The 26,168-nt window shown below is 69.5% G+C and carries 29 protein-coding genes and 1 tRNA gene; 23 read left to right on the top strand and 7 right to left on the bottom strand.

Features of this window, described 5'->3' with window-relative positions; translation table 11 throughout:
• The first annotated feature begins 170 nt into the window (after positions 1-170).
• The 8 genes from gyrA (at position 171) to KTR66_RS18110 (ending at position 7,194) form a co-directional block, all read left to right on the top strand.
• On the top strand, positions 171-2,834 hold the full coding sequence (gene gyrA, locus KTR66_RS18145) for a DNA gyrase subunit A (RefSeq protein WP_213615096.1): 2,664 nt from the start codon (positions 171-173) through the stop codon (positions 2,832-2,834).
• On the top strand, positions 2,827-3,327 hold the full coding sequence (gene coaD / locus KTR66_RS18140; protein WP_213615007.1) for a pantetheine-phosphate adenylyltransferase: 501 nt from the start codon (positions 2,827-2,829) through the stop codon (positions 3,325-3,327). Before gyrA ends, coaD begins: the two co-directional genes overlap by 8 nt.
• Positions 3,328-3,401: 74 nt before the next feature.
• Positions 3,402-3,935 carry a peptidylprolyl isomerase gene (locus KTR66_RS18135; protein WP_249732233.1) on the top strand — a complete coding sequence of 178 codons (534 nt, stop codon included), beginning with the start codon at positions 3,402-3,404 and terminating at the stop codon, positions 3,933-3,935.
• A 70-nt stretch (positions 3,936-4,005) separates the two neighbouring features.
• Positions 4,006-4,080 (top strand) — tRNA-Lys (locus KTR66_RS18130).
• Between the two features lie 40 nt (positions 4,081-4,120).
• Positions 4,121-4,735 carry a bifunctional 2-polyprenyl-6-hydroxyphenol methylase/3-demethylubiquinol 3-O-methyltransferase UbiG gene (locus tag KTR66_RS18125; protein WP_213615003.1) on the top strand — a complete coding sequence of 205 codons (615 nt, stop codon included), beginning with the start codon at positions 4,121-4,123 and terminating at the stop codon, positions 4,733-4,735.
• Positions 4,732-5,607, top strand: coding sequence for a glycosyltransferase family A protein (locus KTR66_RS18120; RefSeq protein ID WP_213615001.1), 876 nt, complete (start codon positions 4,732-4,734; stop codon positions 5,605-5,607). Before KTR66_RS18125 ends, KTR66_RS18120 begins: the two co-directional genes overlap by 4 nt.
• Entirely contained in the window at positions 5,604-6,440 is an 837-nt protein-coding gene (locus KTR66_RS18115) for a class I SAM-dependent methyltransferase (RefSeq protein WP_213614999.1), read from the top strand. Before KTR66_RS18120 ends, KTR66_RS18115 begins: the two co-directional genes overlap by 4 nt.
• 85 nt (positions 6,441-6,525) lie before the next feature.
• Complete coding sequence (locus KTR66_RS18110; RefSeq protein WP_213614997.1) at positions 6,526-7,194, top strand: FkbM family methyltransferase; 669 nt, start codon at positions 6,526-6,528, stop codon at positions 7,192-7,194.
• 7 nt (positions 7,195-7,201) lie between these two features.
• Here the strand turns inward: KTR66_RS18110 and KTR66_RS18105 are convergent, their stop codons facing one another.
• Positions 7,202-8,635 (bottom strand): glycosyltransferase, encoded by a 1,434-nt coding sequence (locus tag KTR66_RS18105; RefSeq protein WP_213614995.1) that lies wholly within the window; start codon positions 8,633-8,635, stop codon positions 7,202-7,204.
• Positions 8,636-8,898: 263 nt separating this feature from the next.
• Here KTR66_RS18105 and KTR66_RS18100 point away from each other — a divergent pair, with 263 nt between their 5' ends.
• The 11 genes from KTR66_RS18100 to KTR66_RS18050 all read left to right on the top strand — a co-directional run bounded on the left by KTR66_RS18100 (position 8,899) and on the right by KTR66_RS18050 (position 17,343).
• The gene (locus KTR66_RS18100; RefSeq protein WP_213614993.1) at positions 8,899-9,864 is read left to right on the top strand and encodes a tripartite tricarboxylate transporter substrate binding protein; all 966 of its coding nucleotides are present in this window, start codon (positions 8,899-8,901) and stop codon (positions 9,862-9,864) included.
• Positions 9,864-10,361: a prolyl-tRNA synthetase associated domain-containing protein gene (locus KTR66_RS18095; protein WP_213614991.1), complete on the top strand. Its 498-nt coding sequence runs from the start codon at positions 9,864-9,866 to the stop codon at positions 10,359-10,361. The genes KTR66_RS18100 and KTR66_RS18095 overlap by 1 nt, the downstream gene beginning before the upstream one ends.
• 77 nt (positions 10,362-10,438) lie before the next feature.
• Complete coding sequence (locus tag KTR66_RS18090) at positions 10,439-11,365, top strand: tetratricopeptide repeat protein (RefSeq protein ID WP_213614989.1); 927 nt, start codon at positions 10,439-10,441, stop codon at positions 11,363-11,365.
• Between the two features lie 2 nt (positions 11,366-11,367).
• The gene (locus tag KTR66_RS18085) at positions 11,368-12,036 is read left to right on the top strand and encodes an LON peptidase substrate-binding domain-containing protein (protein WP_213614987.1); all 669 of its coding nucleotides are present in this window, start codon (positions 11,368-11,370) and stop codon (positions 12,034-12,036) included.
• Positions 12,037-12,045: 9 nt separating this feature from the next.
• Complete coding sequence (locus tag KTR66_RS18080; protein ID WP_213614985.1) at positions 12,046-12,240, top strand: Trm112 family protein; 195 nt, start codon at positions 12,046-12,048, stop codon at positions 12,238-12,240.
• An 8-nt stretch (positions 12,241-12,248) separates the two neighbouring features.
• Positions 12,249-12,629 (top strand): gamma-butyrobetaine hydroxylase-like domain-containing protein, encoded by a 381-nt coding sequence (locus KTR66_RS18075; RefSeq protein ID WP_213614983.1) that lies wholly within the window; start codon positions 12,249-12,251, stop codon positions 12,627-12,629.
• 35 nt (positions 12,630-12,664) lie between these two features.
• Positions 12,665-13,354 carry a glutathione S-transferase family protein gene (locus tag KTR66_RS18070; protein WP_213614981.1) on the top strand — a complete coding sequence of 230 codons (690 nt, stop codon included), beginning with the start codon at positions 12,665-12,667 and terminating at the stop codon, positions 13,352-13,354.
• Positions 13,355-13,411: 57 nt separating this feature from the next.
• Positions 13,412-14,104 carry a thioredoxin family protein gene (locus KTR66_RS18065; RefSeq protein ID WP_213614979.1) on the top strand — a complete coding sequence of 231 codons (693 nt, stop codon included), beginning with the start codon at positions 13,412-13,414 and terminating at the stop codon, positions 14,102-14,104.
• 111 nt (positions 14,105-14,215) lie between these two features.
• Positions 14,216-15,262: a TauD/TfdA family dioxygenase gene (locus KTR66_RS18060; protein ID WP_213614977.1), complete on the top strand. Its 1,047-nt coding sequence runs from the start codon at positions 14,216-14,218 to the stop codon at positions 15,260-15,262.
• Positions 15,263-15,276: 14 nt separating this feature from the next.
• The gene (locus KTR66_RS18055; RefSeq protein WP_213614975.1) at positions 15,277-16,269 is read left to right on the top strand and encodes a tripartite tricarboxylate transporter substrate binding protein; all 993 of its coding nucleotides are present in this window, start codon (positions 15,277-15,279) and stop codon (positions 16,267-16,269) included.
• 108 nt (positions 16,270-16,377) lie between these two features.
• Entirely contained in the window at positions 16,378-17,343 is a 966-nt protein-coding gene (locus tag KTR66_RS18050) for a tripartite tricarboxylate transporter substrate binding protein (protein WP_213614973.1), read from the top strand.
• Positions 17,344-17,505: 162 nt separating this feature from the next.
• Here KTR66_RS18050 and KTR66_RS18045 read toward each other — a convergent pair whose 3' ends face one another.
• A complete protein-coding gene (locus KTR66_RS18045; RefSeq protein ID WP_213614971.1) occupies positions 17,506-17,838 on the bottom strand; it encodes a DUF1491 family protein in 333 nt (110 codons plus the stop codon).
• Positions 17,839-17,926: 88 nt separating this feature from the next.
• Between KTR66_RS18045 and KTR66_RS18040 the strand changes: the two genes are divergently transcribed.
• Positions 17,927-18,133: a hypothetical protein gene (locus KTR66_RS18040; protein ID WP_213614969.1), complete on the top strand. Its 207-nt coding sequence runs from the start codon at positions 17,927-17,929 to the stop codon at positions 18,131-18,133.
• 3 nt (positions 18,134-18,136) lie between these two features.
• Here KTR66_RS18040 and parE read toward each other — a convergent pair whose 3' ends face one another.
• Complete coding sequence (gene parE, locus KTR66_RS18035) at positions 18,137-20,107, bottom strand: DNA topoisomerase IV subunit B (protein WP_213614967.1); 1,971 nt, start codon at positions 20,105-20,107, stop codon at positions 18,137-18,139.
• 134 nt (positions 20,108-20,241) lie between these two features.
• Between parE and KTR66_RS18030 the strand changes: the two genes are divergently transcribed.
• Positions 20,242-20,931 carry a Crp/Fnr family transcriptional regulator gene (locus KTR66_RS18030; RefSeq protein ID WP_213614965.1) on the top strand — a complete coding sequence of 230 codons (690 nt, stop codon included), beginning with the start codon at positions 20,242-20,244 and terminating at the stop codon, positions 20,929-20,931.
• A 208-nt stretch (positions 20,932-21,139) separates the two neighbouring features.
• Here KTR66_RS18030 and KTR66_RS18025 read toward each other — a convergent pair whose 3' ends face one another.
• From KTR66_RS18025 to queA, 4 genes are all read right to left on the bottom strand, one after another.
• Complete coding sequence (locus KTR66_RS18025) at positions 21,140-21,529, bottom strand: hypothetical protein (RefSeq protein WP_213614963.1); 390 nt, start codon at positions 21,527-21,529, stop codon at positions 21,140-21,142.
• A gap of 92 nt (positions 21,530-21,621) precedes the next feature.
• Positions 21,622-22,089, bottom strand: coding sequence for a preQ(1) synthase (gene queF / locus KTR66_RS18020; RefSeq protein WP_213614961.1), 468 nt, complete (start codon positions 22,087-22,089; stop codon positions 21,622-21,624).
• Entirely contained in the window at positions 22,086-23,204 is a 1,119-nt protein-coding gene (tgt, locus tag KTR66_RS18015; RefSeq protein ID WP_213614959.1) for a tRNA guanosine(34) transglycosylase Tgt, read from the bottom strand. The genes queF and tgt overlap by 4 nt, the downstream gene beginning before the upstream one ends.
• Entirely contained in the window at positions 23,201-24,253 is a 1,053-nt protein-coding gene (gene queA / locus KTR66_RS18010; RefSeq protein ID WP_213614957.1) for a tRNA preQ1(34) S-adenosylmethionine ribosyltransferase-isomerase QueA, read from the bottom strand. The genes tgt and queA overlap by 4 nt, the downstream gene beginning before the upstream one ends.
• A gap of 150 nt (positions 24,254-24,403) precedes the next feature.
• Between queA and KTR66_RS18005 the strand changes: the two genes are divergently transcribed.
• Together KTR66_RS18005 and KTR66_RS18000 are read left to right on the top strand one after the other, a co-directional pair.
• Positions 24,404-24,826, top strand: a complete 423-nt coding sequence (locus KTR66_RS18005; protein WP_213614955.1) for a globin family protein — start codon at positions 24,404-24,406, stop codon at positions 24,824-24,826.
• A gap of 94 nt (positions 24,827-24,920) precedes the next feature.
• Complete coding sequence (locus KTR66_RS18000; protein ID WP_213614953.1) at positions 24,921-26,168, top strand: MFS transporter; 1,248 nt, start codon at positions 24,921-24,923, stop codon at positions 26,166-26,168.

Raw genomic sequence — 26,168 nt, 5'->3', positions numbered from 1 at the left:
CAGCAGGGAACAAGTCCCCTGCACCCCTATTTGTTGAAGGTGCAGGAAACTAAGTTTCCTGCCGGGGTCCAGGGGCAGAGCCCCTGGGTTTCCAACCAACCAGGACCAGCCATTTGAGCGAAGACGATCCCAAGCCCCTGGACGTGGCCCCCATCGCCCTCGAGGAGGAGATGCGCCGCTCCTATCTCGACTACGCGATGTCCGTCATCGTCAGCCGCGCGCTGCCCGATGTGCGGGACGGGCTGAAGCCGGTGCATCGGCGCATCCTCTACGCCATGCATGAGGCGGGCTACACGGCCGACAAGCCGCACCGCAAATCGGCCCGCGTCGTCGGCGACGTGATGGGCAAGTATCACCCGCATGGCGACAGCGCGATCTATGACGCCATGGTCCGCATGGCGCAGCCCTTTTCCATGCGCGTGCCGCTGATCGACGGGCAGGGCAATTTCGGCTCGATGGATGGCGATCCGCCGGCGGCCATGCGCTACACCGAGGTGCGCCTCGCGAAATCCGCCGCGGCCCTGCTGGAGGGCATCGACGAGGACACGGTCGATTTCATCCCGAACTACGATGAAAGCGCCGAGGAGCCGCGCGTCCTGCCCGCCGCCTTCCCGAACCTGCTGGTGAATGGCGCGGGCGGCATCGCGGTGGGCATGGCGACGAACATCCCGCCGCACAACCCGACCGAGGTGATCAACGCGACGCTGAAGCTGATCGCGGAGCCGGACACCAGTCTCGCCGAACTCATGGAGATCATCCCCGGGCCGGATTTCCCGACGGGCGGGCTGATGCTCGGCCGCTCCGGCATCCGCTCGGCCTTCGAGACGGGGCGTGGTTCCATCCCGCTGCGCGCCGATTGCGTGATCGAGGAGATGAAGGGCGGCCGGCAGGCCATCATCGTCAACGAGATCCCCTACCAGGTGAACAAGGCGGTGCTGATCGAGCGCATCGCCGAGCTGGTCCGCTCCAAGCTCATCGAAGGCATCAGCGATTTGCGCGATGAGAGCGACCGCTCGGGCCTGCGCATCGTGATCGAGTTGAAGCGCGAGGCGGTGGCGGAGGTGGTGCTGAACCAGCTCTACCGGATGACCTCGCTGCAGATCAGCTTCCCGGTGAATTTCCTGGCGCTCAATGGCGGCCGCCCGCAGCAGATGGGCCTGCGCGACGCGCTGCTGGCCTTCATCGCCTTCCGCGAGGAGGTGATCCTCCGCCGCTCACGCCATCGCCTGATGAAGGCGCGGGAGCGGGCGCACAACCTCATCGGCCTCGCCATCGCGGTGGCGAATATTGACGAGGTGATCCGCCTGATCCGCGAAAGCCCGGACGCCGCCGCCGCGCGCGTGGCGCTGATGGCGCGCGACTGGCCGGCCGCCGATGTGGCGCCGCTGGTGGAGCTTGTGCAGGACGAGGGCAATGAGCTCTCGCCCTCGGGCACGATGCGGCTGACCGAGGCGCAGGCGCGCGGCATCCTGGAACTGCGGCTGCAGCGCCTGACCGGCCTCGAGCGCGAGAAGATCGACGCCGAGCTGAAGGAAGTGGGCGCGCGCATCGTGGAGCTGCTGGAGATCCTCTCCAGCCGCCCGCGCCGCATGGAAGTGATGACGGAAGAGCTGCTCGCCATCCGCGGCACGCTCAACCAGCCGCGCCTGACGCGCATCGTGGATTACGCGGCCGATATTGACGATGAGAGCCTGATCGCGCCGGCCTCGATGATCGTGACGCTGACGCGCGATGGCTACGTGAAGCGCACGCCGCTCGAGGTGTTCCGCGCGCAGAATCGCGGCGGGAAGGGGCGGAGCGCCGCTTCCACGCGCGCGGATGACGTGGTGGTGCGCAGCTTCGTCGGCCACACGCATCAATGGGTGCTGTTCTTCACCAGCCGCGGCATCGCCTTCCGCGAGAAGGTCTGGCAACTGCCGGAGGGCGGCACGAACGGCAAGGGCCGCTCGCTGCGCCAGGTGCTGCAGCTGCAGGAAGGCGAGAGCGTGACGGCCGTGCTGCCGCTGCCGCAGGATGAGAGCCTGTGGGAGCATCTGCACCTGGTGTTTGCCACGACCAGCGGCGATGTGCGGCGCAACCGGCTGAGCGACTTCCGCAATGTCCGTTCCTCCGGCCTCATCGCCATGAAGCTGGAGGAGGGCGATTCGCTGATCGGCGTCGCCACCTGCCGCGAGGGCGATGACGTGCTCTTGGCGACTCGCCAGGGCAAGGCGATCCGCTTCGTCGCCGATGCCGAGACGCTGCGTGTCTTCGCCGGCCGCGATTCGACGGGCGTGCGCGGCATCCGTCTGGCGAAGGGCGACGAGGTGATCGCGCTGGCCGTGCTCGGCCATGTGAATGCGACGGTCGAGGAGCGTGCGGCCTACCTCAAGCACAAGCGCCGCACGGAGGGCGCCGATGAGGCGGCGGAAGCACCCGCGCCCGAGGATGCGGAGGAGGCCGGCACGGCCGAGATCACGCTGACGCCCGAGCGCATCGCGGAGCTGGAGGCGGCCGAGCAGTTCCTGCTGACGGTCACCGATCGCGGCTTCGGCAAGCGCAGCAGCGCCTATGAGTATCGCGTCACCGGCCGTGGCGGGCAGGGCATCAACGGCATCAGCCTCAGCCGTCGCACGGGCGGTGCGGTCGTCGCCTGCTTCACCGTGCAGGCGGGTGACCACATCATGCTGATGACCGATGGCGGCCAGGCCATCCGCTTCGAGGCGGAGCAGGTGCGCAAGACCGGGCGGCAATCGCAGGGCGTCATGCTCCAGCGCCTCGATGAGGCTGAGCGGGTCACGAGCTGCTTTCCGGTGATGGAAGACGAATCCGAGGACACCGAAGAGAATGGCTGAGCGCGTCGCCCTTTACCCGGGCACCTTCGATCCGGTGACCAACGGGCATCTCGACGTCATCGGCCGCGCCGCGCGGCTGGTGGATCGGCTGGTGATCGGTGTCGCCATGAATATCGGCAAGGGGCCGCTGTTTTCGCTGGAGGAGCGCGCCGAGCTGGTGTCGGCCGAGACCGCCGCCATCGCCGCCCGCACCGGCTGCAAGATCGAGGTGCGGCCCTTCACCGGCCTTCTCGTCGGCTTCGCGCGGGAGGTCGGCGCCCAAATGATCGTGCGCGGGCTGCGCGCGGTCTCCGATTTCGACTATGAGTTCCAGATGTGCGGGATGAACGCCCGGCTCGATCCCGAGATCGAGACCGTCTTCCTCATGGCGAGCGAGAGAAACCACTTCATCTCCTCGCGCTTCGTGAAGGAGATCGCGCAGCTTGGTGGCGATGTTTCCAGCTTCGTTCCGGCGCTGACGCTGGAGCGGACGCTGGCCAAGGTCCGCAAGTAAGTCCAACCCCGGAGGGATCACCCATGAACCGCCGCGCACTGATGACCACAACCCTGATCGCAGCAGGAGCGATGATGTCCGAGACCAACGAAGCCGAAGCGCAAGGCGCCCAGGACCGCGAGAACACCCTGATCATGGAGCTGAAGGACAATGGCCGCGTGGTCATCCAGCTCCGCCCCGACCTGGCGCCGCAGCATGTCGAGCGCATCAAGACGCTGACCCGCCAGGGCCTCTATGACAACACGCCCTTCCACCGCGTGATCGAGGGCTTCATGGCACAGGGCGGCGACCCGACCGGCACCGGCATGGGCGGCTTCCGCGATCGCGGCTTCGCCGATCTCCGCGCCGAGTTCAGCCCGCCGTCCCGCGCGCGCTTCCTGCGCGGCACCTGCGGCATGGCCCGCGCGCAGGACCCGAACAGCGCGAACAGCCAGTTCTTCATCATGTTCGCGCCGACGCCGAGCCTCGATGGCCAGTACACCATCTGGGGCCAGGTGACGGCCGGCATGGAGTTCGTGGACCGCATCAAGCGCGGCGTGGGCGGCAGCGGTCAGGTGCCCGCCCCGGCGGATCGCCTGATCCGCATGCGCGTGCTGGCCGATACCTGAGCCTGGCTTGACAATGCGCCCCGTGCGGTGTGTTTCGCGCCGCACGGGTTTCGCCCATGGCGGGCCCCTGGGGTCGGTAGCTCAGCGGTAGAGCACGGGACTTTTAATCTCGCGGCCGAGGGTTCGATCCCCTCCCGACCCACCATCCTCGCGCTGCTGGCCTGCTCCGTCGAAAGGGACCGTGGATGATCAACTCGGCCGAGTACTGGGAGAAACGGTATAGCCGCGGCAAGAATTCGGGTGCCGGCAGCTACGGGCAGCTGGCCCGCTTCAAGGCCGATGTGATCAACCGCGTGATCGCCGAGACCAAGGCGGGCTCGGTGATGGATTTCGGCTGCGGCGACGGCAACCAGCTCAGCCTCATGACACCGGTGCCCTATGTCGGGGTCGATGTGTCGCGTACCGTCCTGGCCGCCCTGCGCGAGCGCTTCGCGGCCCAGCCCCTCTATCGCTTCCTGCACGCGGATGAACTGCCGGGCGATCTGCGCTGCGACATCACCCTCTCCTGCGACGTGCTCTACCACCTGGTCGAGGACCAGGTCTTCGAGAACTACATGCTGGGCTTGTTCCACCATGCGCGGAACGTCGTCGTGATCTATTCCAGCGACCATGAGGAGCCCTATGCGGGCTCGCATATCCGTCATCGCCGCTTCACCGACTTCATTGCCGCGCGCCTGCCTGGCTGGCGCCGGGTCCTGCACATCCCCAATCCTTATCCGTGGGACACGGCGAACCGGGCCGGGACCAGCTTCGCCGACTTCCACATCTTCGCGGCCCCGCCGGAGGCAGCGGGCGGGTGAGCGCGGACGCGGCCACCGCGGCGCGGCCCTCGCCGGATCTGCCGCCGCTCACCATCTGCCTCACCTCCATCCGCTCGCGCATCGCGCATGTGGATCGCGTGGTGCATTCCCTCCTGGCGCAGACGCCTGCGCCCGACCACATCATGCTGGTCCTCTCGCAGGAGCCTTATCTGCTGGATGAGGGCGTGGATCCGGATGCGCTTCCCCCCGCCCTCCGGCAGCTCTCGGCCGAGGGCCGGCTCGAGCTGGTCTTGGCACCCAACACCGGGCCCTATCGCAAGCTGCTGCCGGCTCTGCACCGCTTCGCCGGGCAGGAGCGGCTGATCGTCACGGTCGATGACGACATCGTCTACCCGCCGCACTGGCTGGCGGGACTGGTGGAGACCTACCGGCGGCGGCGCTGCGTGGTGGCCTGGCGTTGCCGCGGGATCGCGGTCGCGGAGGGGCGGTTCCAACCCTATTCGCGCTGGCGGCTGCTGCCGGCCGAGGGCGACGCCTTCGGTGAGCTGCCGCCGAAGCTGCACGGCCTGTTCACGATCGGCACCGGCTTTCACGGCGTGCTCTACGACACCCGCTTCTTCACCGACCTGCCCCTGCTGGAAGAGCTGCGTGAATTGGCGCCCCGCCAGGACGACCTCGCCTTCAAGGCCGCCACCATGTGCGCCGGGATCCCGACGGCCCTGGTGGAGAGCGATCTGCCGCGTTTGTCCTTCGGACGCCGGCTCGGGGAACCCGGCGCCGAGGCCGAGAGCGGGACCTTGTTCCACCTGAACAAGAAGCAGAATGACGGCGCCTGGGGGCGCCTCATGTCGCGGCTTGAGGCGCGTGGGCTGTTCCGGCTCTCGGATGTGCTGGCAGGATCCGCGCCATGAGCCTGTCCCGCAAGCGCCTTCTCCAGGCCATCCCGTCTGATCACGCGCGCCAGGTGGATGCCTACCACTATCTGGGCCGCATTCCTCGTTCCGCCCAGCCGCTGCGGCTGCTCGACCTTGGGGCAGGGGATGGGCGCTCCTTCGACGTCGTGCGCTTGCATCATCCCGATGTCGAATGGATCGGGCTCGACATCGCCGACAGCTCCGAGGTGCGCAGCCGCACCCGGACGGATTGCGAGTTCGTGACCTATGACGGGGTGAACATTCCCTTCGAGGATGCGCGCTTCGACGCCGTCTTCTCGCGCCAGGTCTTCGAGCATGTGCGCCATCCGGAACCGCTGCTGCGGGAGATCCGCCGGGTGCTGAGGCCGGGTGGGCGCTTCATCGGCTCGGTTTCGCAACTCGAGCCCTTCCATTCGAACAGCTACTGGAACTTCACCTATTTCGGCTTCGCCACCCTCGCCGTGGATGCCGGGCTGGAGCTGGTGGAGCTTCGGCCCGGCATCGACGGCGTGACGCTGACGCTGCGCAACCTCTTCCTCACCGGGCTGCGCACGCGCAGCCGCAGCTTCCGCCATTATTTCGACCGGGAGTCCCCGCTGAACCTCCTGATCGGCAAGCTGATGGCCAGCGATCGGCTTGACGCGGCCGAGGCGGCGGAGCTGGCGCGGCTTGCCAGCTTTCTGTCCGACGCCTTCCCGGCGGCGGATCTGCTGCTGGACTACGCCCCGCCGGCCCAGGCCGGCGCGCGGGAGGTGAACGCGATGAAGCTGCGCTATGCCGGCCATCTCTGCTTCGAGTTCCATCGCCCCATCGAAGGGGAGACCACGTGAGGGGCGGGGCCACCCGCGGACGCCTGGCCGCCTGCGCCCCTGCGCCCGCGCTTTTCCCTCCGTCCGCGTTTCCGGGAGACTGACCTTGGCTCACAATGCTGTGCTCGACCTGCTGATGCGGGGCGGTTACCGGACGGATTGCGTGTTCGACGTTGGCGCGAGCTCGGGGCTGACGGCGCGCGAATTCGCGCATGTTTTTCCCGACGCCGCGATCCACGCCTTCGAGCCGGTGAAGCTGACCTTCGACATGCTGCGCAAGGCCTGCGCGGCGCAGCCCGCGATCCGCTGCAACCGCCTGGCCCTGGGCCGTACGCCGGGGGAGGTGACCATGGCGGTGGCGGGTGCGTCCACCGGCAACCGCGTGCTCCTGCCGGGCACCTTCACCAAGGGCGAGACCGAGGTGGTGGAGCAGACCACCGGGGACATCTACTGCCAGCAGAACGGGATCGAGCGGATCGGCTTCCTCAAGATCGATACCGAGGGCCGTGATCTCGACGTGCTGATCGGCTTCAGCGCGATGGTGCAGGCGCAGCGCATCGACTTCGTGCAGATGGAATGCGGCCTCTCGCCGGAGAACCTCCTGCATGTCCCGCTGACGACGATGCAGGCCGTGCTCTTCGCCTTCGGCTATCGCATGTATGGTTTGTTCGACCTGATGCCGCGCAAGCGCTCCGGCCTCGCCGCCGCCTTCTATGGCAATGCGGTCTATGTCCGGCCGGACCTCGCCTGGCCACCCGTGCCGCAGCCTGGGTGAGACCGCCTCACAGGCCCAGGCAATTGTCCGGCGCGTAGATGACCGAGGAAGTGACCATCCTCGGGCTGCCCGGTGCCGGGCCGACCAGTCGCAGCTCCCGCAGGCCGGTCTCCTTCAACTTCACGAGCACGTCCGCGTATTCCGGGCGGCCCGCGTGGTTGATCACCAGCACGCCGGTCTTCGCCAGCAGCTGCAAGGCCACCGTCGCGTAGGCGGGCCCATTCGGGCAGTCCAGGACGACGACGTCGAAGGGGCCATGCAGGGCGGCTGCCATGCCCGGCAGTTCGGCCGCCCGGGCCTGGGTGACGCGGGCCTTGCCCGGTTCGGCGAGGCGCCGCGCCATCGCCGCGCGTTCCTCATCCTCCTCGAAGGCGTGGACGAAGTCCGCCTGGCGCGACCACCAGGCGGTGGAATAGCCGGCGCCGAAAGCGAGCACCGTCCAGAGGGGCTGCATCCGCTCCTGCAGGAAGTGCAGCATGGCGTAATTCAGCTCCGGGGCCAGTTCCGTGCCGATGAGCGGCACGTTGCCCGCGATCCCCTCGACCCAACGGCCCGCCATCGCGAAGCCGGCTTCGTCCGAGAGGACCGAGTCCAGCGCGTCGCGAATCGGCGGCGCATAGGCCAGGCGTTGCAGCGGCCCGCTCTCTTCCGTGGTGGCATGCAGGTAGCCGTCGAGGCTGATGCCGAGTTCCAGCATCTCGCGCGCGAAGCTGGCCTGCTCCTCGGCGCTCGACCAGGGGTGCCGGTAGATGGGCTCCTGCTTCAGCCGGTCGAAGAGGGCCTCGTTGCGCGCGACATTCTCGCGGTCCTTGAAGGTCGGCGCATCATGACCCTTCACGCCGCCATGGATGTAGAGATTGGCGCGGGCGCGGCGGCCATCTTCGATTTCGGCCCATTTGAAGCCTGATCCGGCCTTCTTGATGCGCGTCGTCCACTCGGCATGGCCCACGCCGTAGCCCTTGAAGCGACTGTCGAAGAAACCGACCTTGCGCATCAGCAGGGCGGAAATGCTGGAGCACTGGGCCGTGGCCTTGTTGTTGACATAGGGATCCGTCGGCCGGCCGGAGCCCGAGAGGGTCCATTTCGCCAGCTTTGGATGGGCATAGGAGACATGGCCGAACAAGGCTGTCGCGACGCGCCAGTCATGGTCCCAGCCGGGCGCGATGGGCCAGCAGTCATCCTCCAGCAGCAGGATGGGATCGCAGCCCGCTTCCTGGAGCGCGAAAAGCGCCCGATTCTTGTTCCAGCAGACGCCCTGGTTGCCCAGGCCGATGACCTCGATGCCCTCCGAGCGGCACCATTCGCGCGACCCATCGGTGCTGCCGTCATCGGCCACGACGATATGGAAGGGCGAGGTGGTGAACTGGCGAACACCCTGGACGCAATTGCGCAGGTATTCCAGCCGGTTGTAGGTGACGATCCCGATCCCGATCTTACTCAAGACTCAACGGTCTCCCCATGGGTTTCGCCCTGTGTTGACCTGCCTTGGCCAGGGGCTTGGGACATGGCCGGTGCCGGACGGACCGCTCCGTTCCGGTGCCTGCCATGCGGCGCAGGCGCCGCGGGACCCGGGCGCGAAACTCGTCGGTTCACGATGGCTTGCCGACGAACACGCACGTGCATCTATCTACGCGAGATGACCTTCCCACGCTAGCCCGCGGGCCAAGTCCGGTCCAAGCTCCCGGCCATCAACGGAGGAACGTCATGAACCGTCGGCAGCTCGCAGCCCTTTCAGCCCTGGCCCTGGCCGCGCCGGCCACGCTCCGCGCGCAGAATTTCGACCGCCCCTTCCGCCTCGTCGTGCCCTTCGCGCCGGGCGGCACCAGTGACATTCTGGGCCGCATCCTGGCCCCGGAATTGACGCGGCTGCTCGGCCAGAACGTGGTGGTGGAGAACCGCAGCGGCGCGGCCGGCAATCTGGGCGCCGAGCTGGTGGCGCGCAGCGCGCCGGATGGGCAGACGCTGCTGCTGATCGACACCGGCGTTCTGGCGACGGCGCCCGCCCTCTTCACGCGCCTGCCCTTCGAGCCGATGCGCGACCTCGCACCGGTGAACCTCTTGATCTATGCGCCCTATATCCTGGCGGTCCACCCCTCGGTGCCCGCCGCCAATGCGGCGGAGTTCGTGGCGCTGGCCCGGCGCGCGCCCAACACCATCAACGTGGCGCATTCCGGCGTGGGCGCGGCCAACCACCTGACGGCCCTGATGCTCACCCAGGCCTGGGGCGCCGAACTGACCCAGGTGCCCTATCGCGGCGGGGCGGCGGCGCTGGCCGCCGTCACGGGCGGCGAGGCGCAGATGATCATCAATGGCGCGACCGCGACCGCGCCCTTCGTGAAGGATGGGCGGCTGCGCGGCATCGCCGTCTCCGGCCCGCGCCGCCTGCCGGATTTCCCGGATTTGCCGACCTTCGCGGAGCTGGGCTGGCCCGCTCAGGAATCGGGCACCTGGCAGGGTGTGCTGGTGCAGGGGGCCACCCCCGCACCGATCGTGGCCCGGCTGGACGAGGCCTTCCGCCAGGCGCTCGCCGTGCCCGATGTGGCGCGCCGCATGGCGGAGCTGGGCGCCGAGGTGCGCGCGATGGGCCCCGCCCCCTTCCGGCAGTGGCTGGCCGGCGAGACCGAGGCCTGGGGCCGCGTGGTGCGCGCCAACAACATCAAGCTCGATTGATGGAGACACCGGAGGGGCTGCTGGCCCGCCTCGCGGCGGCGGGGATCGAGACGCGGACCGTGCGGCACGCGGCGGTCTTCACCGTCGCCGAATCCCAGGCGCTGCGCGGCGAATTGCCGGGGGCGCATTCGAAGAACCTGTTTCTCCGTGAGGCCAAGAGCGGCCAGCTCTGCCTCGCCGTGCTGGAGGAGGCGCGGCGGGTCTCGGTCAACGCCCTGGCGCGGGAGGCAGGCTGGGGCAAGGTCAGCATGGCCGATGCGGATGCGCTCCGGGCCACGCTGGGCGTGGAGCCCGGCAGCGTCACCCCCTTCGGCCTGGTGAACGCTCGCCCCGGCGAGGTGCGCGTGGCGCTGGATGCTGCCCTGGCGGAAAGCGAGGGGCTCGCCTGGTTCCACCCGCTGGTGAACACCGCCTCCACCGGCATCAGGCCCGCCGATCTCCTGGCCTTCCTCGGCAGCCTTGGCCATGAGGTGAAGGTTCTGCACCTGCCGGATTGACGGGCGGGAGACATTTGGCGCGCCTTGCCTTATGCCCTGCGCGCAACATCTCTAGCCCTTCCTCAGGACTGACCCCGATGGACGTGATTCTCGACCCCAGCAAATCGAATGGCCCCGATCCGGTGATGGACGGGGACCAGCGGAACTTCATGAAGGATGTGGTGGAGGCCTCGCGCGAGGTGCCCGTCCTCGTGGATTTCTGGGCCACCTGGTGCGGCCCCTGCAAGACGCTGACGCCCGCGCTGGAGAAGGTGGTGCGCGCGGCCGGCGGCCGCGTGCGGCTGGTGAAGATCGACATCGACAAGAACCGCCAGCTCGTCCAGCAGCTGACGCAGATGGGCCTGCCGCTGCAGTCGGTGCCGACGGTCGCCGCCTTCTGGCAGGGCCAGATCGCCGATCTCTTCCAGGGCGCGCTGCCCGAGGGCGAGCTGAAGAAGTTCATCGAGAACCTGCTGAAGATGGCCGGCGGCCAGATGCCCTCGGCCGAGCTGCTGGCCGAGGCGAAGCAGCTTGTGGAGGCGGGCGACGCCGCCGCCGCGCTCGAGATCTATGCGGCTCTGGCCCAGCAGGAGCCCGAGAATGCCGAGGCGCTGGCCGGCCTCGCGCGCTGCCTCATCGCGCTGGAGGAGGAGGAGCAGGCGCGGGACATGCTGGATGGGCTGGAGGAGAAGCTGAAGGCCCACCCGGAGATCAGCGCGGTGCGCGCGCAGATCGAGCTGGCGGAGGCCGGCCGCGCCGCGCAGTCGCAGTTGGGCGCCTTCGAGCAGCGGCTCGCCGCGAACCCCGATGACCATGAGGCGCGCATTGAGCTCGCCGTCGCGCTGAACAGCATGGAGAAGCGCACCGAGGCGGCGGATGCGCTGCTGGAGGCGATCAAGCGCGACCGCGAATGGAACGACAAGGCGGCGCAGAAGCAACTGTTGAAGTTCTTCGAGGCCTGGGGCCTGACCGACCCCGTGACGCTCAAGGCGCGCCGCGGCCTTTCCGCCCTGCTGTTCCGCTGAGCATGCAGGACCCCTTCCAGCCCGCGCCGGAGCAATTGCCGGCCGAGATCGCCATCTTCCCGCTCTCCGGCGCGCTGCTGCTGCCGGGGGGCAAGCTGCCGCTCAACATCTTCGAGCCGCGGTATCTGGCGATGACGCTGGACAGCCTGGCCGAGGGGCGGATGTTCGGCATGATCCAGGGCGACCCCTCGCAGCCCCGCGACGAGCGTGGCAGCACCATCTACCGGGTGGGCTGCCTCGGCCGGCTTTCCTCCTTCGCGGAGACGGAGGATGGGCGGCTGCTCATCACGCTGACGGGGGTGACGCGCTTCCGCGTGGCGGAGGAGATCGAGATGCGGCGCGGCTATCGGCGCGTGCGGGCCGACTACACGCCCTACACCGAGGATTTCGACCCGCCCGCGCCCGAGGACGTGCCGCGCGAGGCGATCCTCGACGCGCTGCGCCCCTATTTCGCGGCCAAGGGCATCGAGGCGAATTGGGACGCGATCACCGAGATGGCCGGGCCCGCGCTGGTGACGACGCTCGCCATGGTCTGCCCCTTCGCCGTGCCCGAGAAGCAGGCGCTGCTGGAGGCGCCGACGCTGGCGCATCGCGCGACGAGCCTCGTCGCCCTGCTCAAGATGGCCGCGCATGGCGGTGGGGAGCTTCCGCCCGGGGGGCGGCCGAGCTAGAGAAAGCGCATGACCGAAGCCCCGAACGCCCCCGCCGCCCTGGACCCGCAATTGCTGGAAATCCTGGTCTGCCCGGTGACCAAGCAGCCGCTGCGCTACGACCGCGAGAAGGGCGAACTGGTCAGCGAGGCCGCGGGCCTGGCCTATCCGGTGCGCGACGGCATTCCCATCATGCTGCCGGACCAGGCGCGCAAGCTCGACTGAGCACGCCAATGGGCCTCGCCGTGACCGAGCTGCGCTATCGCTCGGCCGATAGGATTCTCGACGTCGCGTTTGACGATGGCAGCCGCTTCGCGTTGCCGGCGGAATATCTGCGCGTCGAATCGCCCTCGGCCGAGGTGCAGGGGCATGGGCCGGGGCAGAAGGTGATCGTCGCCGGGCGGCGGCATGTGGGCATCATGCGCATCGAGCCGGTGGGGCATTACGCCGTGCGCATCGCCTTCGATGACCTGCATGACAGCGGCATCTACTCCTGGGAGGTGCTGCACCGGCTCGGCCGCGAATACGCCGAGCGCTGGGCGGAATATGAGCGCGCGCTGGCGCTGAAGGGCCTGAGCCGCGAGCCGCCCCGCAGGGCTTCGCAGCCGGGTTGAATCCGCCCAGGCTGGCCCCCGCACAGGAGGCCCGCATGACCCGCCAGCTCTTCGAACTCACCGGCACCGATCCCGCCCGCCGCTTCAGCCCCTTCTGCTGGCGCAGCCGCATGGCTCTCGCCCACAAGGGGCTGGAGGCGGAGATCATCCCCTGGCGCTTCACCGAGAATGAGCGCCTGGCCGCGCATGGCGGCAAGACCGTGCCCATCCTGCTGGATGGCGAGGCCACGCTCACCGACAGCTGGGACATCGCGCTGCACCTGGAGCGCACCTATCCGGACGCGCCCGCGCTCTTCCAGGGCCCGGCCGAAACCTATCGCTTCGTCACCGCCTGGACCGACACGGTGCTGAGCGCCGGGGTGGCGCGGCTCATCGTCTCGGACATCGTGGGCCTGCTGGGGCCGAAGGAGGCCGCCTATTTCACCGAGAGCCGGGAGAAGCGCTTCGGCATGCCGCTCGCCGAGGTGACGGCGGGGCGGGAGGCGCGGCTGCCGGAATTCCGCGCGAGCCTCGGCCCGCTGCGGCGGACGCTGACGCAGCAGCCCTTCCTGGGCGGCGCGGCGCCGGACTACGCCGACTACATCGTCTTCGGCAGCTTCATGTGGGCGCGGATCGTGAGCCCGCTGGCGCTGCTGGCGCCGGATGACGCGGTGTTTGCCTGGCGGGAGCGGCTGCTGGACCTGCATGGCGGCCTGGCCCGCGCCGTGCCGGCGATGGAGGGCTGAGCTAACCGGCGGCGTTGCCGGGGCGAAGTGTGTGGCAGCACCGCCCGGAGAATGCCCATGCAACGCCGCCTCCTCCTCGCTGGCCTGCCGGCCGCCGCCATCTGGCGCAGCCGCGCCGCCCGCGCCCGGCCGCACCCGGTGGTGGCCGAGCTTTTCACCTCGCAATCCTGCAATTCCTGCCCGCCCGCCGATGCGCTGCTGCTGGAGCTGATCCGCGACCAACCGGACGTGCTGGCGCTCTCCTTCCACGTCACCTATTGGGATCGCCTCGGCTGGAAGGACCGTTTCTCGCTGCGCGCGGCGACCGAGCGGCAGCGCCGCTATGCGGCCCAGCTGCGCGAGGGGCGCTATCCCGGGCAGGTCTATACGCCGCAGATGGTGATCCAGGGCCAGCGGGACGCCGTGGGCTCCGATCGCGCGGCGGTGCTGGCCGAGCTGCGCGCCGCACCCGCCGCGGCCGGCGTGGCGCTGGTGCTGGAGGCGCATGCCAGCGAGGCGGTGGTGGAGATCGGCCCCGGCGGCGCCACGGCCTGGCTCATCGGCTTCGATGCGCGGCACGAGACGGAAATCCGCGCGGGCGAGAATGGCGGAAGGCGGCTCGCCTACGGCCATGTGGTGCGCAGCCTCACCTCGCTGCCGCTGCAACTGGGCGCGCGGCCGCGCCAGGCGGTGCCGCGCGGGGCGGGGGAACGGGTGGCGGTGCTGGTCCAGGGCGCGGATGGCGCGATCCTGGCCGCCGCCTCGGCCTGAGGCCGCGCGATCAGGCCGGGCGGGGGCTCATCGCCCCCGTGAAGCGGATATGGCTGGACAGGTCCGGACAAACGGCGAAAGCTCCCCTGAACCAGAATAGGGGAGGACATGATGGAATATCCGAAGGCGCCAATCGGCGGCCCGGCCGCCTGGCTCGGCGCGGACATGGCCAGGCGCACCGACTGGGTGGAGACCCTCACCCCGGCCGAGCTGGCCGAGATCGACGCCGCGGTCGCGGAGCATCTGAATTCCGGCCGTGCCATGGGCGAGATCACGCCCGAGACCTTCCGCCTGCCGAGGCTCGCCCCACGCCTCGCGCGCATCCTGAACGACATCCAGCACGGGCGCGGCTTCGTGCTGCTGCGCGGCTTCGAGGTGGCGGGCCGTGACATCGAGGAAAGCGCCATCGCCTATCTGGGCATCGGCGCGCATCTCGGCGGCTTCCGGTCGCAGAATGCCAAGGGGCATCTGCTGGGCCATGTGAAGGATCTCGGCCTCGATATCCAGAACCCCAAGGTCCGCTACTACCAGACCAACAAGGAATTGGAGTTCCACACGGATTCCTGCGACATTGTGGGCCTGATCTGCCTGAAGACGGCGAAGTCGGGCGGCGGCTCGAAGATCGTCTCCTCCGTCGCGATCCATGACCGGATGATGCGGGAGACGCCCCATCTCTGGCGCGCGCTGTTCAACCCGATGCCGACGGACCGGCGCGGCGAGATCCCGCCCGGCATGCTGCCCTGGTTCGAGATCCCGGTGTTCAACTGGTTCCAGGGCGAGCTGAGCACCATCTATTCGGGGCAGTATATCCGCTCCGCCCAGGCGAATTTCCCCGAGGCGCGGCGGCTGACACCCGATGAGCGTGCCGCGATCGACCGGCTGGATGAGCTGGCGGCCGAGATGTCGGTCGAGATGGAATTCCGCCCCGGCGACATGCAGTTCATCCACAACCACCAGATCCTGCACAGCCGCACCGATTTCGAGGATTGGCCCGAGCCCGAGCGCCGCCGCCACCTGCTGCGCCTCTGGCTGGCGCCGCGGCAGGCCCGGGTGCTGCCGCCCGTCTATGCGCAGCGCTATGGCGACATCACCGTGGGCAACCGGGGCGGCATCGTCGTGAAGGACACGGTGCTGCGCTTCACCTTGGAACCCGTATGAGAGGGGTCACCCGCATGATGCGTCGCCGCGCTCTGCTGGCCGCGGGGCTGGCCACCGGTCTGGCCGCGCCCTCGCTGGCGCGCGCCCAAGGGGGAGGACCCTCCTGGGCGCCGCAGCGGCCGATCCGGATGATCGTCCCCTTCGCGCCCGCCGGCATCCTGGACCAGCTCGCGCGCCTGCTGGCCGAGCCCATGGGCCAGCGCCTGGGCCAGCCGATCATCGTGGAGAACCGGCCCGGCGCCGGCGGCAATGTCGGTACCGCCATGGCGGCGCGGGCGCGCGGCGATGCGCATGTGATCCTGGTGGGCAGCACGGGGCCGCTCGCCGTCTCGCCCATCACCGAGGCGCAGCTGGGCTATGATCCGCTGAATGACCTCATCCCCATCACCCTGCTGAACGCGACGCCGCTGGTGCTGGTGGTGCGCCAGGCCTCGCCGCACCGGGATGTGGCGGGGCTGGTCGCTGGCCTGAAGCGCGAGGGGCGGGAGGTGCTGTATCCCACGCCGGGCGTCGGCTCGCCGCAATTGCTGGCGCAGGAGGCCTTCCGCCAGGCGGCGGGCTTCCCGGCCGCCCCCGTGCATTACCAGGGCAGCGCGCCCGCCGTGCTGGCGGTGATCGCGGGCGAGTTTCCCTTCACCATCGAGAACCTCGTCCTCGTGGCACCCCATGTGCAGGCGGGCAGCTTGCGCGCGCTGGGGGTGACGAGCCTCGCGCGCGCGCCGCTGATGCCCGATGTGCCGACGCTGGCCGAACAGGGCTTCCCCGGCTTCTCGGCCGGCGGCTGGTACGGGCTGCTGACGCCCGCCGGCGTGCCGGAGGAGGCGATCCGCGCCTATCACCTGGCGGCCACGGGCGCGCTGGCCGAGCCGGGTGTGGCGCGGCGGATCTCGGAGATGGGCGCGCCGCCGATCGGCTCCTCGCCCTTGGAGTTCCGGGCGCATATCCAGGCCGAGATGGAGCGCTGGCGGGGCGTGATGGCACGGGCGGCGGCGCCGGTTGCGCGGTAGAAGGCAAGGGCTCCGCCGCCCGCGCCAGCACCACCCGCCAGGGAGCGGGCTCCCTGGACCCTGTTTCGGGCTTTGCGGTAGAAGCCGGAAAACCCCGGAGGAAAACGCATGATCACCCGCCGCGCCCTGCCGCTGCTGGCTGCCCCCTTGGCCGCGCCCGCCATCGCGCAACCCGCCTGGCCGAATGGGCCGATCCGCATCGTGGCGCCCTTTCCGCCGGGCGGCAGCGTGGACACCGTCTCGCGCCTCATCCAGCAGCCGCTTTCGGCGGAGCTGGGCGTGCCGGTGATCGTGGAGAATCGGGGCGGCGCCTCGGGCTCGCTCGGCACGGCGCAGGTGGCGCGCGCCGCGCCCGATGGGCAGACCTTCGTGCTCGTCTTCGACACGCATGCGACGAACCCGACGCTGATCCCCAACATGGGCTTCGACACGCGGCGGGATTTGGCACCGGTGCTGCTGATCGGCACCGCGCCCAACATGCTGATGGTGCACCGCAGCCGGCCCTGGCAGAACGTGGCGGAGCTGGTGGCGGCCGCCCGTGCGCGGCCCGATGCGATCAGCTACGGCACGATCGGCAATGGCTCACTCGCGCATCTTGGCATGGTGCTGATGCAGCGCGCGGCGAATATCCAGTTGACCCATGTGCCCTATCGCGGCGGCGGGCCGCTCGCCACCTCGGCCATGGCGGGCGAGACGGATCTGGCGGCGGCGACGGGGACCATCTTCGTCGAGCATCTGCGCCAGGGCGTGCTGCGGCCGCTGGCGGTGCTGGGCCCGCGCCGGCGCCAGGGCCTGCCCGATGTGCCGACCATGACCGAGGCCGGGCTGCCGGGCGTGGAGGCGGAGGCCTTCTGGGGTATCCTGGCGCCGGCGGGCACGCCCCCCGCCGTGATCACCCGCGTCGAGGCCGCCGCCCGCCGTGCGACGGAGGTGCCTGAGGTGCGCGAGCGGCTGGTGAACATCATGGGCATCGAGCTGCGCAATGAGGGTGGTGCGGCCTTCGGCGCCTTCCTGGACCGCCAGATCGAGACCTGGGGCCGCGTGATCCGCGAGAACGACATCCGGCCGGATTGACCGACCGACAGGCAGCGGCCGCCGAACCTCCCAGACCCATCCGGCCGCAACGCGGCCGGCGCCGCCCAACCGGACGTGTGGCCCATCGCGCCCGTGGCGCGGCGAAGCCAAGCGCGCGGAGCGCGCGCCCGGCGTCTGAGGGCATCAACTACTCTTGGGCGGCTAAATCATTCTCGCCTCGAAGGGCGGGAGGTAGTCCGGGGCCTCGAACTCGATGACCCAGAGGTCGGGGTCGCGTTTCACCTGGCGCTCCACATAGGCGTCCGCCACGTCACCCGGGACGGGCGCGGCGCCCGTGCCGCGCACCCAGGCGGGGCGGCTTTCGGCGTCGCGCGCCTGGGCCAGCACCACCTGGCCGTCGCGGCCGTTCAGCACGCAGAGCAGGCCGCCCGAATCCGGATCGCCCCGCCGCAGCACCGCCGCCGGGCGGCCCGCCATGTCCGACATCCGGATCGCCATGGCGACCCAGATATGCGCCTTCACCTTCGCATCCATGGGCGTTGCGTTAAGCGCCCGCGCTCCCTTGCCGCAAGCCCCGCGCCTGGGCATTTAGGGGGAAGAGTTTCTCCCGGAGCGGAACCAGATGGACGCGAAGCAGCTGACGGAAGGCCAGCGGGCCTATGAGGCGAAGCGGGCCGCCAAGGCCGGCATGACGCTGGAGGCCTGGCTGCGCGAAAAGGAGAAGCGCGCCAAGGCCGAGGCCGAGGCGGCGAAGGTCGCCGCCCCCGAGCCACCCAAGAAGCCCGGCTTCTTCACCCGCCTGCTGGAGCGGGCCCAGAAGCCGCTCTGAGCCTCAGGCGTCCACCGCCTCCTCGTCCAGGCTCGCGGCATTGTCCTGGATGAACTTGAAGCGCAGCTCGGGCTTGCGGCCCATCAGCGCTTCCATGAGCTCGGCCGTCTTCGCGCGTTCCTCGGGCGGCAGCACCACCTTGAGCAGGACGCGGTTCTTCGCACCCATGGTGGTGTCCTTCAGCACCTGGGCGGGCATTTCGCCCAGGCCCTTGAAGCGGCTGACCTCGACCTTCTGGTTGGCCTTGAAGTGCTTCTTCAACTGCCGCTCGCGGTCGCGGTCATCCATCGCATAGACGCTCTTGCCGCCGGCCTGCAGGCGGAAGAGCGGGGGCTGCGCGAGATACAGACGGCCCTGGCGCACCAGCTCCGGCGTCTCCTTGTAGAAGAAGGTCATGAGCAGGGCGGCGATATGCGCGCCGTCCACATCGGCATCCGTCATGATGATGACGCGGCCATAGCGCAGGCGGTTGAGGTCGAATTTCTCGCCGACGCCGCAGCCCAGCGCCTCGATCAGATCCTTCAGCTCCTGGTTGCCGCGCAGCTTCTCGGCACTCGCGCTGGCCACGTTCAGGATCTTGCCGCGCAAGGGCAGCACGGCCTGGGTCTCGCGGTCGCGCGCCTGCTTGGCGGAGCCGCCGGCGCTGTCGCCTTCGACGAGGAAGATCTCGGTCCCCTCCGGCGTCTCGCGCGAGCAATCGGTGAGCTTGCCGGGCAGGCGCAGCTTGCGGGTCGCGGATTTGCGCGGCGTCTCCTTCTCCGCGCGGCGGCGCAGGCGCTCCTCCGCGCGCTCGATGGCAAAGGCGAGGAGGTTGTCGGCACTTGCGGGGTCGGCCGCCAGCCAGTGGTCGAAGCGGTCGCGCAGCGCGTTCTCGGTCAGGCGCTGGGCATCGGCATTGGTCAGCTTGTCCTTGGTCTGGCCCTGGAAATGCGGGTCGCGGATGAAGACGCTGAGCATGCCGGCGAGGCCGGTCAGCAGGTCCTCGGCCGTCACACTCGCCGCGCGCTTCTCCTTCTTCATCTCGCCATAGGCACGCAGGCCCTTGAGCAGCGCCGCGCGCAGCCCCGCCTCATGCGTGCCGCCCTGCGGCGTCGGGATGGTGTTGGCGTAGGTGGAGAGGAAGCCGTCGCCCTGTTCGAGCCAGGTGATGGCGTATTCGCAGCGCCCCGCGCCATCCGGGAATTCGGCCGTGTCGGCGAAGGGGGTGGGGACGACGGCGCTGCGGCCCTCGATGGCGGTGGCCAGGAAGTCCGAGAGGCCGCCCGGGAAATGCAGCACGGATTCGGCCGGCGTCTCGCCCGTGATGAGCGAGGGGTCGCATTTCCAGCGGATCTCGACGCCGCGATAGAGATAGGCCTTGGAGCGGCAGAGGCGGAACAGGCGCTCCGCCTTGAACATCAGCCCGCCGAAGATCTCGGGGTCGGGCTTGAAGCGGATCATGGTGCCGCGGCGGTTGCGGACCTCGCCCTCGCGCTTGAGCTTGCTGGTGGGCTTGCCGCGCGCATAGGTCTGGCGGAACAGCTCGCCGCCGCGCGCGACCTCGACCTCCAGCCCCTCGGCCAGCGCGTTCACGACGGAACTGCCCACGCCATGCAGGCCGCCCGAGGTCTCGTAGGATTTGCCGGAGAATTTGCCGCCCGAATGCAGCGTGGTGAGGATGACCTCAAGGGCCGACAATTTCGGGAATTTGGGGTGCGGGTCCACGGGAATGCCGCGGCCATTGTCGCGCACGGAAATCCAGTTGCCGGTCTCGAGCACCACCTCGATGCGGTCGGCATGGCCGGCCACCGCCTCATCCATCGCGTTGTCGATGATTTCGGCCGCGAGGTGGTGCAGCGCGTTCTCATCCGTGCCGCCGATATACATCCCCGGGCGGCGCCGGACGGGCTCCAGCCCTTCCAGAACCTCGATGTCGGCGGCGTTGTAGCTGGAGGCGGCGGGTTTGCCGCCGCGCCCCGCGAAGAGGTCGTTCATGATGTGTTCGCTGTCCCTGAAGCCGGACCATACAGGGCGGGACGAGTCTTCCGCAACCTTGGGCGTGGCACGCGACGCCCCGCCGCCGCCGTGCCAGACTGGCCTGGACACCTTCCTCCGATGAGGTCCGCCGCATGGATGATCTGGCCCGTTTCCCCCTTTTCCGGCCCCTGACGGCCGAGGCGCTGGCCGCCCTCGCCGCCGCCGCCCATTGGCGGCAGGCCGAGCCGGGGGAGGTGCTGGTGGAGCCGGGCGCCCCCGCGCGGGAGGTGGTCTTCATCGCCGACGGCGTGGCGCGGATCATCCTGCACGGCGCCGCGGGGCGCGAGATCATCCTGAACGAGCTGCGCCATGGCGAGTTCTTCGGCGAGGCGGCGGCGCTGGATGGCGGGCCTTCGACGCTGGGCCTCGTCGCGCTGACGCCGGCGCGGGTCTGCGTGGTGCCGGCGGCGTCCTTCCTGGCGGCGGCGCTGTCCACGCCCGAAGCCTCGCATGAGGTGATGCGGATGCTCGCCGCACAATTGCGCGAGCGGGAGGCGCGGCTGATGGAGCTGATGCTGCTGCCCGTCCGGCCGCGCCTGATCGCGCTGCTGCTGCGCATGAGCCGGCCGGCCGAGGGCGGGGGGCTGGTCGTCGCACCCGCGCGCCCGCATCACGAGCTGGCCGCGCGGATCGGCACGCGGCGCGAGGTGGTGACGCGCATCCTGGGCGCGCTGGCGCGCGAGGGGCTGGCGGCACCCGGCCCGGAGGGGCTGGTCCTGGGCCAATCCCAGGCGCTGATCAGCGAGGTGGAGAACGCCTATCGCCGGGCGTCGGGCGGCTGAGCCGCCCGCCCTGGCAGGCTGCTGAAAAAGGCCAAAAGACGAAAGGGCTCCGCCCTCTCGTACTCTCCCGCCAAGAAACTCAGTTTCTTGGATCTTCAATTGTTAAATTAAATCAAATACTTATCGGAGATGCAAGAAGCTGAGGTTCTTGCCGGGGTGTCCGAGGGGCTGGCCCCTCGGTCCCACAGCGGAGTTTTTCAGCAGCCTGCTAGGACAAGGAACAGGCCGCTGCTTGCGGGGCGCCCGTGATGTTCACCGTCGCGCTGCGGGCCGGCTGCAGCACCTGCACGCAGACCGTGTTGAAGCTGGAAGCCCCGGAGCCCGCACGCACCGCCACCGTCACCCGCAGGCGGACCGCGATCCCCGGGGCGAAGGACATGCATTGGGGCGCCATCGGCCCGATGATCCTGAGCGCCACGGCCGGCGCCCAGTTCTGGCCCGGGGCGAGGGTGTCGAAGGCCGCCCAGAACTCATCCGGTACGCTGTTCACGACGCAGATCGTGTTCGGGTAGGCCGGCCCCGGGGCGGGCGAGAAGCTGGGCTGCGCCGCGGCCGGCGCGCCGATCGCGAGGAGGGCCAGGACGCAGAGGCGACGCATGGGGCTGTTCCTTCAGGGGCGCGGCCAGCTTCACCAATCCTGCGGCCGACGGGCAAGACGGCGGCCACGATCAGGCCGATCGGCCTCGGCTATCACCCGCGGCCGCGATAGCCCGGCACGTCCTGCGCGGGAATCCACACACCCTCGGGCGGCGCGCCGGTCTGGTGGAAGACGTCGATCGGGATCCCGCCGCGCGGATACCAATAGCCGCCGATGCGCAGCCACACCGGCTCCAGCAGCGTGATCAGCCGGCGCGCGATGTCGAGCGTGCAGGCCTCGTGGAAGGCGCCGTGGTTGCGGAAGCTGCCGAGGAAGAGCTTGAGCGACTTGCTCTCCACGATCCAGTCGCGCGGGACATAGTCCAGCACGAGATGCGCGAAATCCGGCTGGCCCGTCAGCGGGCAGAGCGAGGTGAATTCGGGCGCGGTGAAGCGGATGCAGTAGGCCATGTCGCGATGCGGGTTGGGCACGCGCTCCAGCACCGCCTCATCGGGGTTGGCGGGCATCGCGGTGTGCGCGCCCAGCATCGTCAGGCCGGCGGTTTCGGTCTTGGCGGTCATGCTTCGCCGTCCTTGGTCCAGTCGTTCTCGATGAGCGCCGCCTCCGCCTCGAAGCGGCCGGCCAGGATGGCGTTCCGCATGCGGGCCATCAGCGCCTGGTAGTAGTGGATGTTGTGCCAGGAGAGGAGCATCGGCCCCAGCATCTCCTCGCACTTCAACAGGTGATGGATGTAGGCGCGGCTGTGGTTGCGGCAAGCCGGGCAGGTGCAGTCGGGGTCGAGCGGGCGGTCATCCTCGGCGTATTTCGCGTTGCGCAGGTTGAGCTGCCCGCGCGAGGTATAGGCACGGCCCATGCGGCCGGAGCGCGTGGGGATCACGCAGTCGAACATGTCCACGCCGCGGCGGACGGCGCCCAGCAGGTCCGACGGCTTGCCCACGCCCATCAGGTAGCGCGCATGCGTGGTGGGCAGCATGGGCGTGGTGAAGTCGAGGGTGGCGAACATCGCCTCCTGGCCCTCGCCCACCGCGAGGCCGCCGATGGCGTAGCCCTCGAAGCCGATCTCGGTGAGCGCGGCCACGCTCTCGGCGCGCAGATCCTCGAAGGTGCTGCCCTGGACGATGCCGAAGAGGCCATGGCCCGGGCGTTCCACGAAGGCTTTGCGCCCGCGCGCCGCCCAGCGCATGGAAAGCCGCATGGAGGAGGCCGCCTGCTCATGCGTCGCGGGGAAGGGCGTGCATTCGTCGAAGGACATGGTGACATCGGCGCCCAGCAGGTGCTGGATCTCGATGCTGCGCTCGGGCGTCAGGCGATGCTTGGAGCCATCCACATGGGATTGGAAGGTGACGCCATCCGCGTCCATCTTTCGGAGGCCCGCGAGGCTCATCACCTGGAAGCCGCCGGAATCGGTCAGGATCGGGCCGTGCCAGTCCATGAAGCGGTGCAGGCCACCGAGGCGCGCCACGCGCTCGGCCGTGGGGCGCAGCATGAGGTGATAGGTGTTGCCGAGCACCATGCGGGCACCCGTGGAGCGCACCGCGTCCGCCGTCATCGCCTTCACCGTGCCGGCGGTGCCGACGGGCATGAAGACGGGCGTGGGCACCTCGCCATGCGCGGTGTGCAGCGTGCCGGCGCGGGCGCGGCCATCGGTGGCGCTGTGCGTCCAGTGCAGCGTCATGGCGCGCGTTCCAGAAGGGAGGCGTCGCCATAGGAGAAGAAGCGGTAGCGCTCGCGCACCGCATGCTCATAGGCGGCCTTCATGCGCGCCTGGCCGGCGAAGGCGGAGACGAGCATGAGCAGCGTGGATTTCGGCAGGTGGAAGTTGGTCATCAGCAGATCCGCCGCCCGGAACTCGAAGCCGGGCAGGATGTAGAGATCGGTGAGGCCGCGGAAGGGCGGGATGGGCGCGCGCCGGTCGGTGATGCCCATGGCCGCGGTTTCCAGCAGGCGCAGCGCGGTGGTGCCGCAGCAGAGGATGCGCCGCCCCTCGGCGCGGGCCGCGTTGATGATGGCCGCCGCCTCGGGCGAGAGTTCGCACCATTCGTGGTGGAGCTTGTGCGCGCGCGGATCGCCATCGCGCACCGGCAGGAAGGTGCCGGCGCCCACATGCAGCGTCACCGTCGCGCGCTGCACGCCGCGGGCTTCGAGGGCGGCCAGGATCGCCGGTGTGAAATGCAGGCTGGCGGTGGGCGCGGCGACGGCGCCGGGGCGGGCCGCGAAGATGGTCTGGTAATCGGCGCGATCCTCGCCGCGCGGGGCTTCGCGGTGGATATAGGGAGGGAGGGGCATCTCGCCCGCCTGGTCCAGGGCGGCGGCGAGCTTTTCGGGATCGCTGCCGAAATCGAGGCGGGCGCTGCCGCCCTCGAATTTCGCGACGACCCGCGCGGTCAGGTCGCTGCCCTCGATGGTGAGCGTATCGCCCGGGCGGATGCGGCGCGCGTTGCGGATCAGCGCGTGCCAGGTGCCATCGCCCTCGGCGCGGTTCAGCATCACCTCGATCTTCGCCTCGCCACGGCGGGCATGCAGGCGGGCGGGGATCACCTGCGTGTCGTTCACCACCATCACGTCGCCGGGCTGGAGCAGGGCGGGCAGATCACGCACGCCGCGATCCTCCAGCGCGTCGGGGCGGACGACGAGCAGCCGCGCCGCGTCGCGCGGGCGGATGGGTTCCTGCGCCACCAATGCCTCGGGCAGCGCGTAGTCGAAATCGGCGGTGGAGAGGGACATAGGCGGGCACATGGGCCGGGGCGGTAGCGCGGGCGCCGCCCCCGCGCAACGCCGCCGGCGCGACAGACGCGACAATTTCGCCATGATCGCACGATCATCCGGACATGATGGGGGCCTAGCGTGGTCTTGTTCGCAAAGGAGAACGAGACCATGGAAATGCACCGCATCGCCCTGCTCCGCAGCAGCTTCGACCGCGTGCTGCCCATCGCCGGGCCCGCCGCAGCCCTGTTCTACCAGCGGCTCATGGAGATCGACCCCAGCACCCGCCCCCTCTTTGCCCAGACCGACATGGCGGCGCAGGGGAGCAAGCTCATGCAGGCGCTCGCCATGGCCGTCTCCTCGCTGGAGCGGCCGGATGTGCTGATCCCCAAGCTGCGCGACATGGCCCGCCGCCATGTGGGCTATGGCGTGGAGCGTCACCATTACGCCAGCGTCGGGGCCGCCCTGCTCTGGACGCTGCGCCAGGGCCTGGGCGAGGGCTTCACGCCCGAGGTGGAGGATGCCTGGGCCGAGGCCTTCGCCGTGCTGGCCGATGTGATGATGGACGCGGCCTATAGCCGGAGGGCCGCGTAGGTTGCATGAAATCGCGCCCCGCCATGCGTGGGGCGCGTTTGCCGCGGCATATGGGGGCGTGAAACACTGACACTCTGTCCAGGAGGTCACCCCCATGCTCGCCCATCCGCGCGGCGCCACCCTGCTCATCGCGGGGGCTGTCCTCTGCGCTGCGCTGGCGACCGGGCTGCGCCAGAGCTTCGGTCTCTTCCTCGCGCCGATGACCACGACGCTCGGCTGGTCCAGCTCGGGTTTCGCCTTCGCCATCGCGCTTCAGGTGCTGCTGAACGGCTTCGCCCAGCCGCTGGTGGGCCAGGTGGCGGATCGCATCGGCGGGCGGACCGTGGTGATGGGCGGCGCCGCGCTCTATTCCATCGGCATCCTGGGCATGGCGCTGAGCCAGGGCCTGCCGATGTTCACCTTCTTCGCCGGCATCGTCATGGGCATCGCGGTCTCGGCCGCCGGCATGCCCGTCATCAATGCGAGCCTGACGCGCCTCCTGCCGGAGAACCTGCGCGGCCGCGCCGTCGGTCTGGGTACGGCGGGCTCCAGCTTCGGGCAATTCGCGGTGGTGCCGCTGGCGCAGCTCGGCATCAACCTGGCCGGCTGGGAGGGCGCGCTCTTCCTGCTGGCGGGTGCGGCGCTGCTGATGATCCCGCTGGCCATGCCGCTCGATGGCCGCCCGGCCCCGCCCAAGCCGGGGCAGGATGACCAGACGGCGATGCAGGCGCTGAAGCTTGGCCTGAGGACGCCCACCTTCTGGTACATCTTCTTCGGCTTCTCGGTCTGCGGGCTGCATGTGAGCTTCCTCGCCGTCCATCTGCCGGGCTTCGTGGCGAGCTGCCATCTGCCGGCCAGCGTGGGTGCGGCGGCCATCGCGCTGATCGGGCTGTTCAACGTGGCGGGGTCGCTCATCTCGGGCGAATTGTCGCAGCGCTGGAAGCGGCGGGAGTTGCTGATCATCATCTATGCCGGGCGCGGCGTGCTGATGACGCTCTTCCTCCTGGCCGACAAGACGACGACGAATGTGCTCATCTTCTCGGCGGTCATGGGCATCCTCTGGCTCTCCACCATCCCGCCCACCGTGGCGCTGATGGCGCGCAATTTCGGCACGCGCTGGTTGGCCACCATGTTCGGCCTCGTCTATGTCGGCCATCAGCTGGGCGGCTTCGCCGGCGCCTGGCTCGGCGGATGGATCTTCGACCGCACGGGGAGCTACGACCTGATGTGGAGCATCTGCATCGCGGCCGCCGCCTTCGCGGCACTCATGCACATCCCCGTCCAGGATGGGCCCAAGGCCGTTGATCCGGGTCCGAAAGCACCGGGAATGACGCCGCCGCCGCGAGCCGCTACAACGGGTTGA

It is taken from the genome of Roseococcus sp. SDR (assembly GCF_019083995.1).
In the GTDB taxonomy this organism is placed as follows: domain Bacteria; phylum Pseudomonadota; class Alphaproteobacteria; order Acetobacterales; family Acetobacteraceae; genus Roseococcus.
Note: the sequence above shows the minus strand (reverse complement) of the source record. Positions and strands in the feature narration are given on the sequence as shown.

Excerpts from the sequence above, each read along its gene's own strand:
- KTR66_RS18075 (WP_213614983.1), top strand. The coding sequence starts at position 12,249 with ATGGGCCTCGCCGTGACCGAGCTGCGCTATCGCTCGGCCGATAGGATT.
- KTR66_RS18065 (WP_213614979.1), top strand. The coding sequence starts at position 13,412 with ATGCAACGCCGCCTCCTCCTCGCTGGCCTGCCGGCCGCCGCCATCTGG.
- KTR66_RS18005 (WP_213614955.1), top strand. The coding sequence starts at position 24,404 with ATGGAAATGCACCGCATCGCCCTGCTCCGCAGCAGCTTCGACCGCGTG.
- KTR66_RS18055 (WP_213614975.1), top strand. The coding sequence starts at position 15,277 with ATGATGCGTCGCCGCGCTCTGCTGGCCGCGGGGCTGGCCACCGGTCTG.
- parE (WP_213614967.1), bottom strand. The coding sequence starts at position 20,107 with ATGAACGACCTCTTCGCGGGGCGCGGCGGCAAACCCGCCGCCTCCAGC.
- gyrA (WP_213615096.1), top strand. The coding sequence starts at position 171 with ATGCGCCGCTCCTATCTCGACTACGCGATGTCCGTCATCGTCAGCCGC.
- coaD (WP_213615007.1), top strand. The coding sequence starts at position 2,827 with ATGGCTGAGCGCGTCGCCCTTTACCCGGGCACCTTCGATCCGGTGACC.
- KTR66_RS18100 (WP_213614993.1), top strand. The coding sequence starts at position 8,899 with ATGAACCGTCGGCAGCTCGCAGCCCTTTCAGCCCTGGCCCTGGCCGCG.
- KTR66_RS18125 (WP_213615003.1), top strand. The coding sequence starts at position 4,121 with ATGATCAACTCGGCCGAGTACTGGGAGAAACGGTATAGCCGCGGCAAG.
- queF (WP_213614961.1), bottom strand. The coding sequence starts at position 22,089 with ATGACCGCCAAGACCGAAACCGCCGGCCTGACGATGCTGGGCGCGCAC.
- KTR66_RS18000 (WP_213614953.1), top strand. The coding sequence starts at position 24,921 with ATGCTCGCCCATCCGCGCGGCGCCACCCTGCTCATCGCGGGGGCTGTC.
- KTR66_RS18025 (WP_213614963.1), bottom strand. The coding sequence starts at position 21,529 with ATGCGTCGCCTCTGCGTCCTGGCCCTCCTCGCGATCGGCGCGCCGGCC.
- KTR66_RS18070 (WP_213614981.1), top strand. The coding sequence starts at position 12,665 with ATGACCCGCCAGCTCTTCGAACTCACCGGCACCGATCCCGCCCGCCGC.
- KTR66_RS18040 (WP_213614969.1), top strand. The coding sequence starts at position 17,927 with ATGGACGCGAAGCAGCTGACGGAAGGCCAGCGGGCCTATGAGGCGAAG.
- KTR66_RS18060 (WP_213614977.1), top strand. The coding sequence starts at position 14,216 with ATGGAATATCCGAAGGCGCCAATCGGCGGCCCGGCCGCCTGGCTCGGC.
- KTR66_RS18080 (WP_213614985.1), top strand. The coding sequence starts at position 12,046 with ATGACCGAAGCCCCGAACGCCCCCGCCGCCCTGGACCCGCAATTGCTG.
- KTR66_RS18030 (WP_213614965.1), top strand. The coding sequence starts at position 20,242 with ATGGATGATCTGGCCCGTTTCCCCCTTTTCCGGCCCCTGACGGCCGAG.
- KTR66_RS18045 (WP_213614971.1), bottom strand. The coding sequence starts at position 17,838 with ATGGATGCGAAGGTGAAGGCGCATATCTGGGTCGCCATGGCGATCCGG.
- queA (WP_213614957.1), bottom strand. The coding sequence starts at position 24,253 with ATGTCCCTCTCCACCGCCGATTTCGACTACGCGCTGCCCGAGGCATTG.
- KTR66_RS18090 (WP_213614989.1), top strand. The coding sequence starts at position 10,439 with ATGGACGTGATTCTCGACCCCAGCAAATCGAATGGCCCCGATCCGGTG.
- KTR66_RS18095 (WP_213614991.1), top strand. The coding sequence starts at position 9,864 with ATGGAGACACCGGAGGGGCTGCTGGCCCGCCTCGCGGCGGCGGGGATC.
- KTR66_RS18085 (WP_213614987.1), top strand. The coding sequence starts at position 11,368 with ATGCAGGACCCCTTCCAGCCCGCGCCGGAGCAATTGCCGGCCGAGATC.
- KTR66_RS18135 (WP_249732233.1), top strand. The coding sequence starts at position 3,402 with ATGTCCGAGACCAACGAAGCCGAAGCGCAAGGCGCCCAGGACCGCGAG.
- KTR66_RS18050 (WP_213614973.1), top strand. The coding sequence starts at position 16,378 with ATGATCACCCGCCGCGCCCTGCCGCTGCTGGCTGCCCCCTTGGCCGCG.
- KTR66_RS18115 (WP_213614999.1), top strand. The coding sequence starts at position 5,604 with ATGAGCCTGTCCCGCAAGCGCCTTCTCCAGGCCATCCCGTCTGATCAC.
- tgt (WP_213614959.1), bottom strand. The coding sequence starts at position 23,204 with ATGACGCTGCACTGGACGCACAGCGCCACCGATGGCCGCGCCCGCGCC.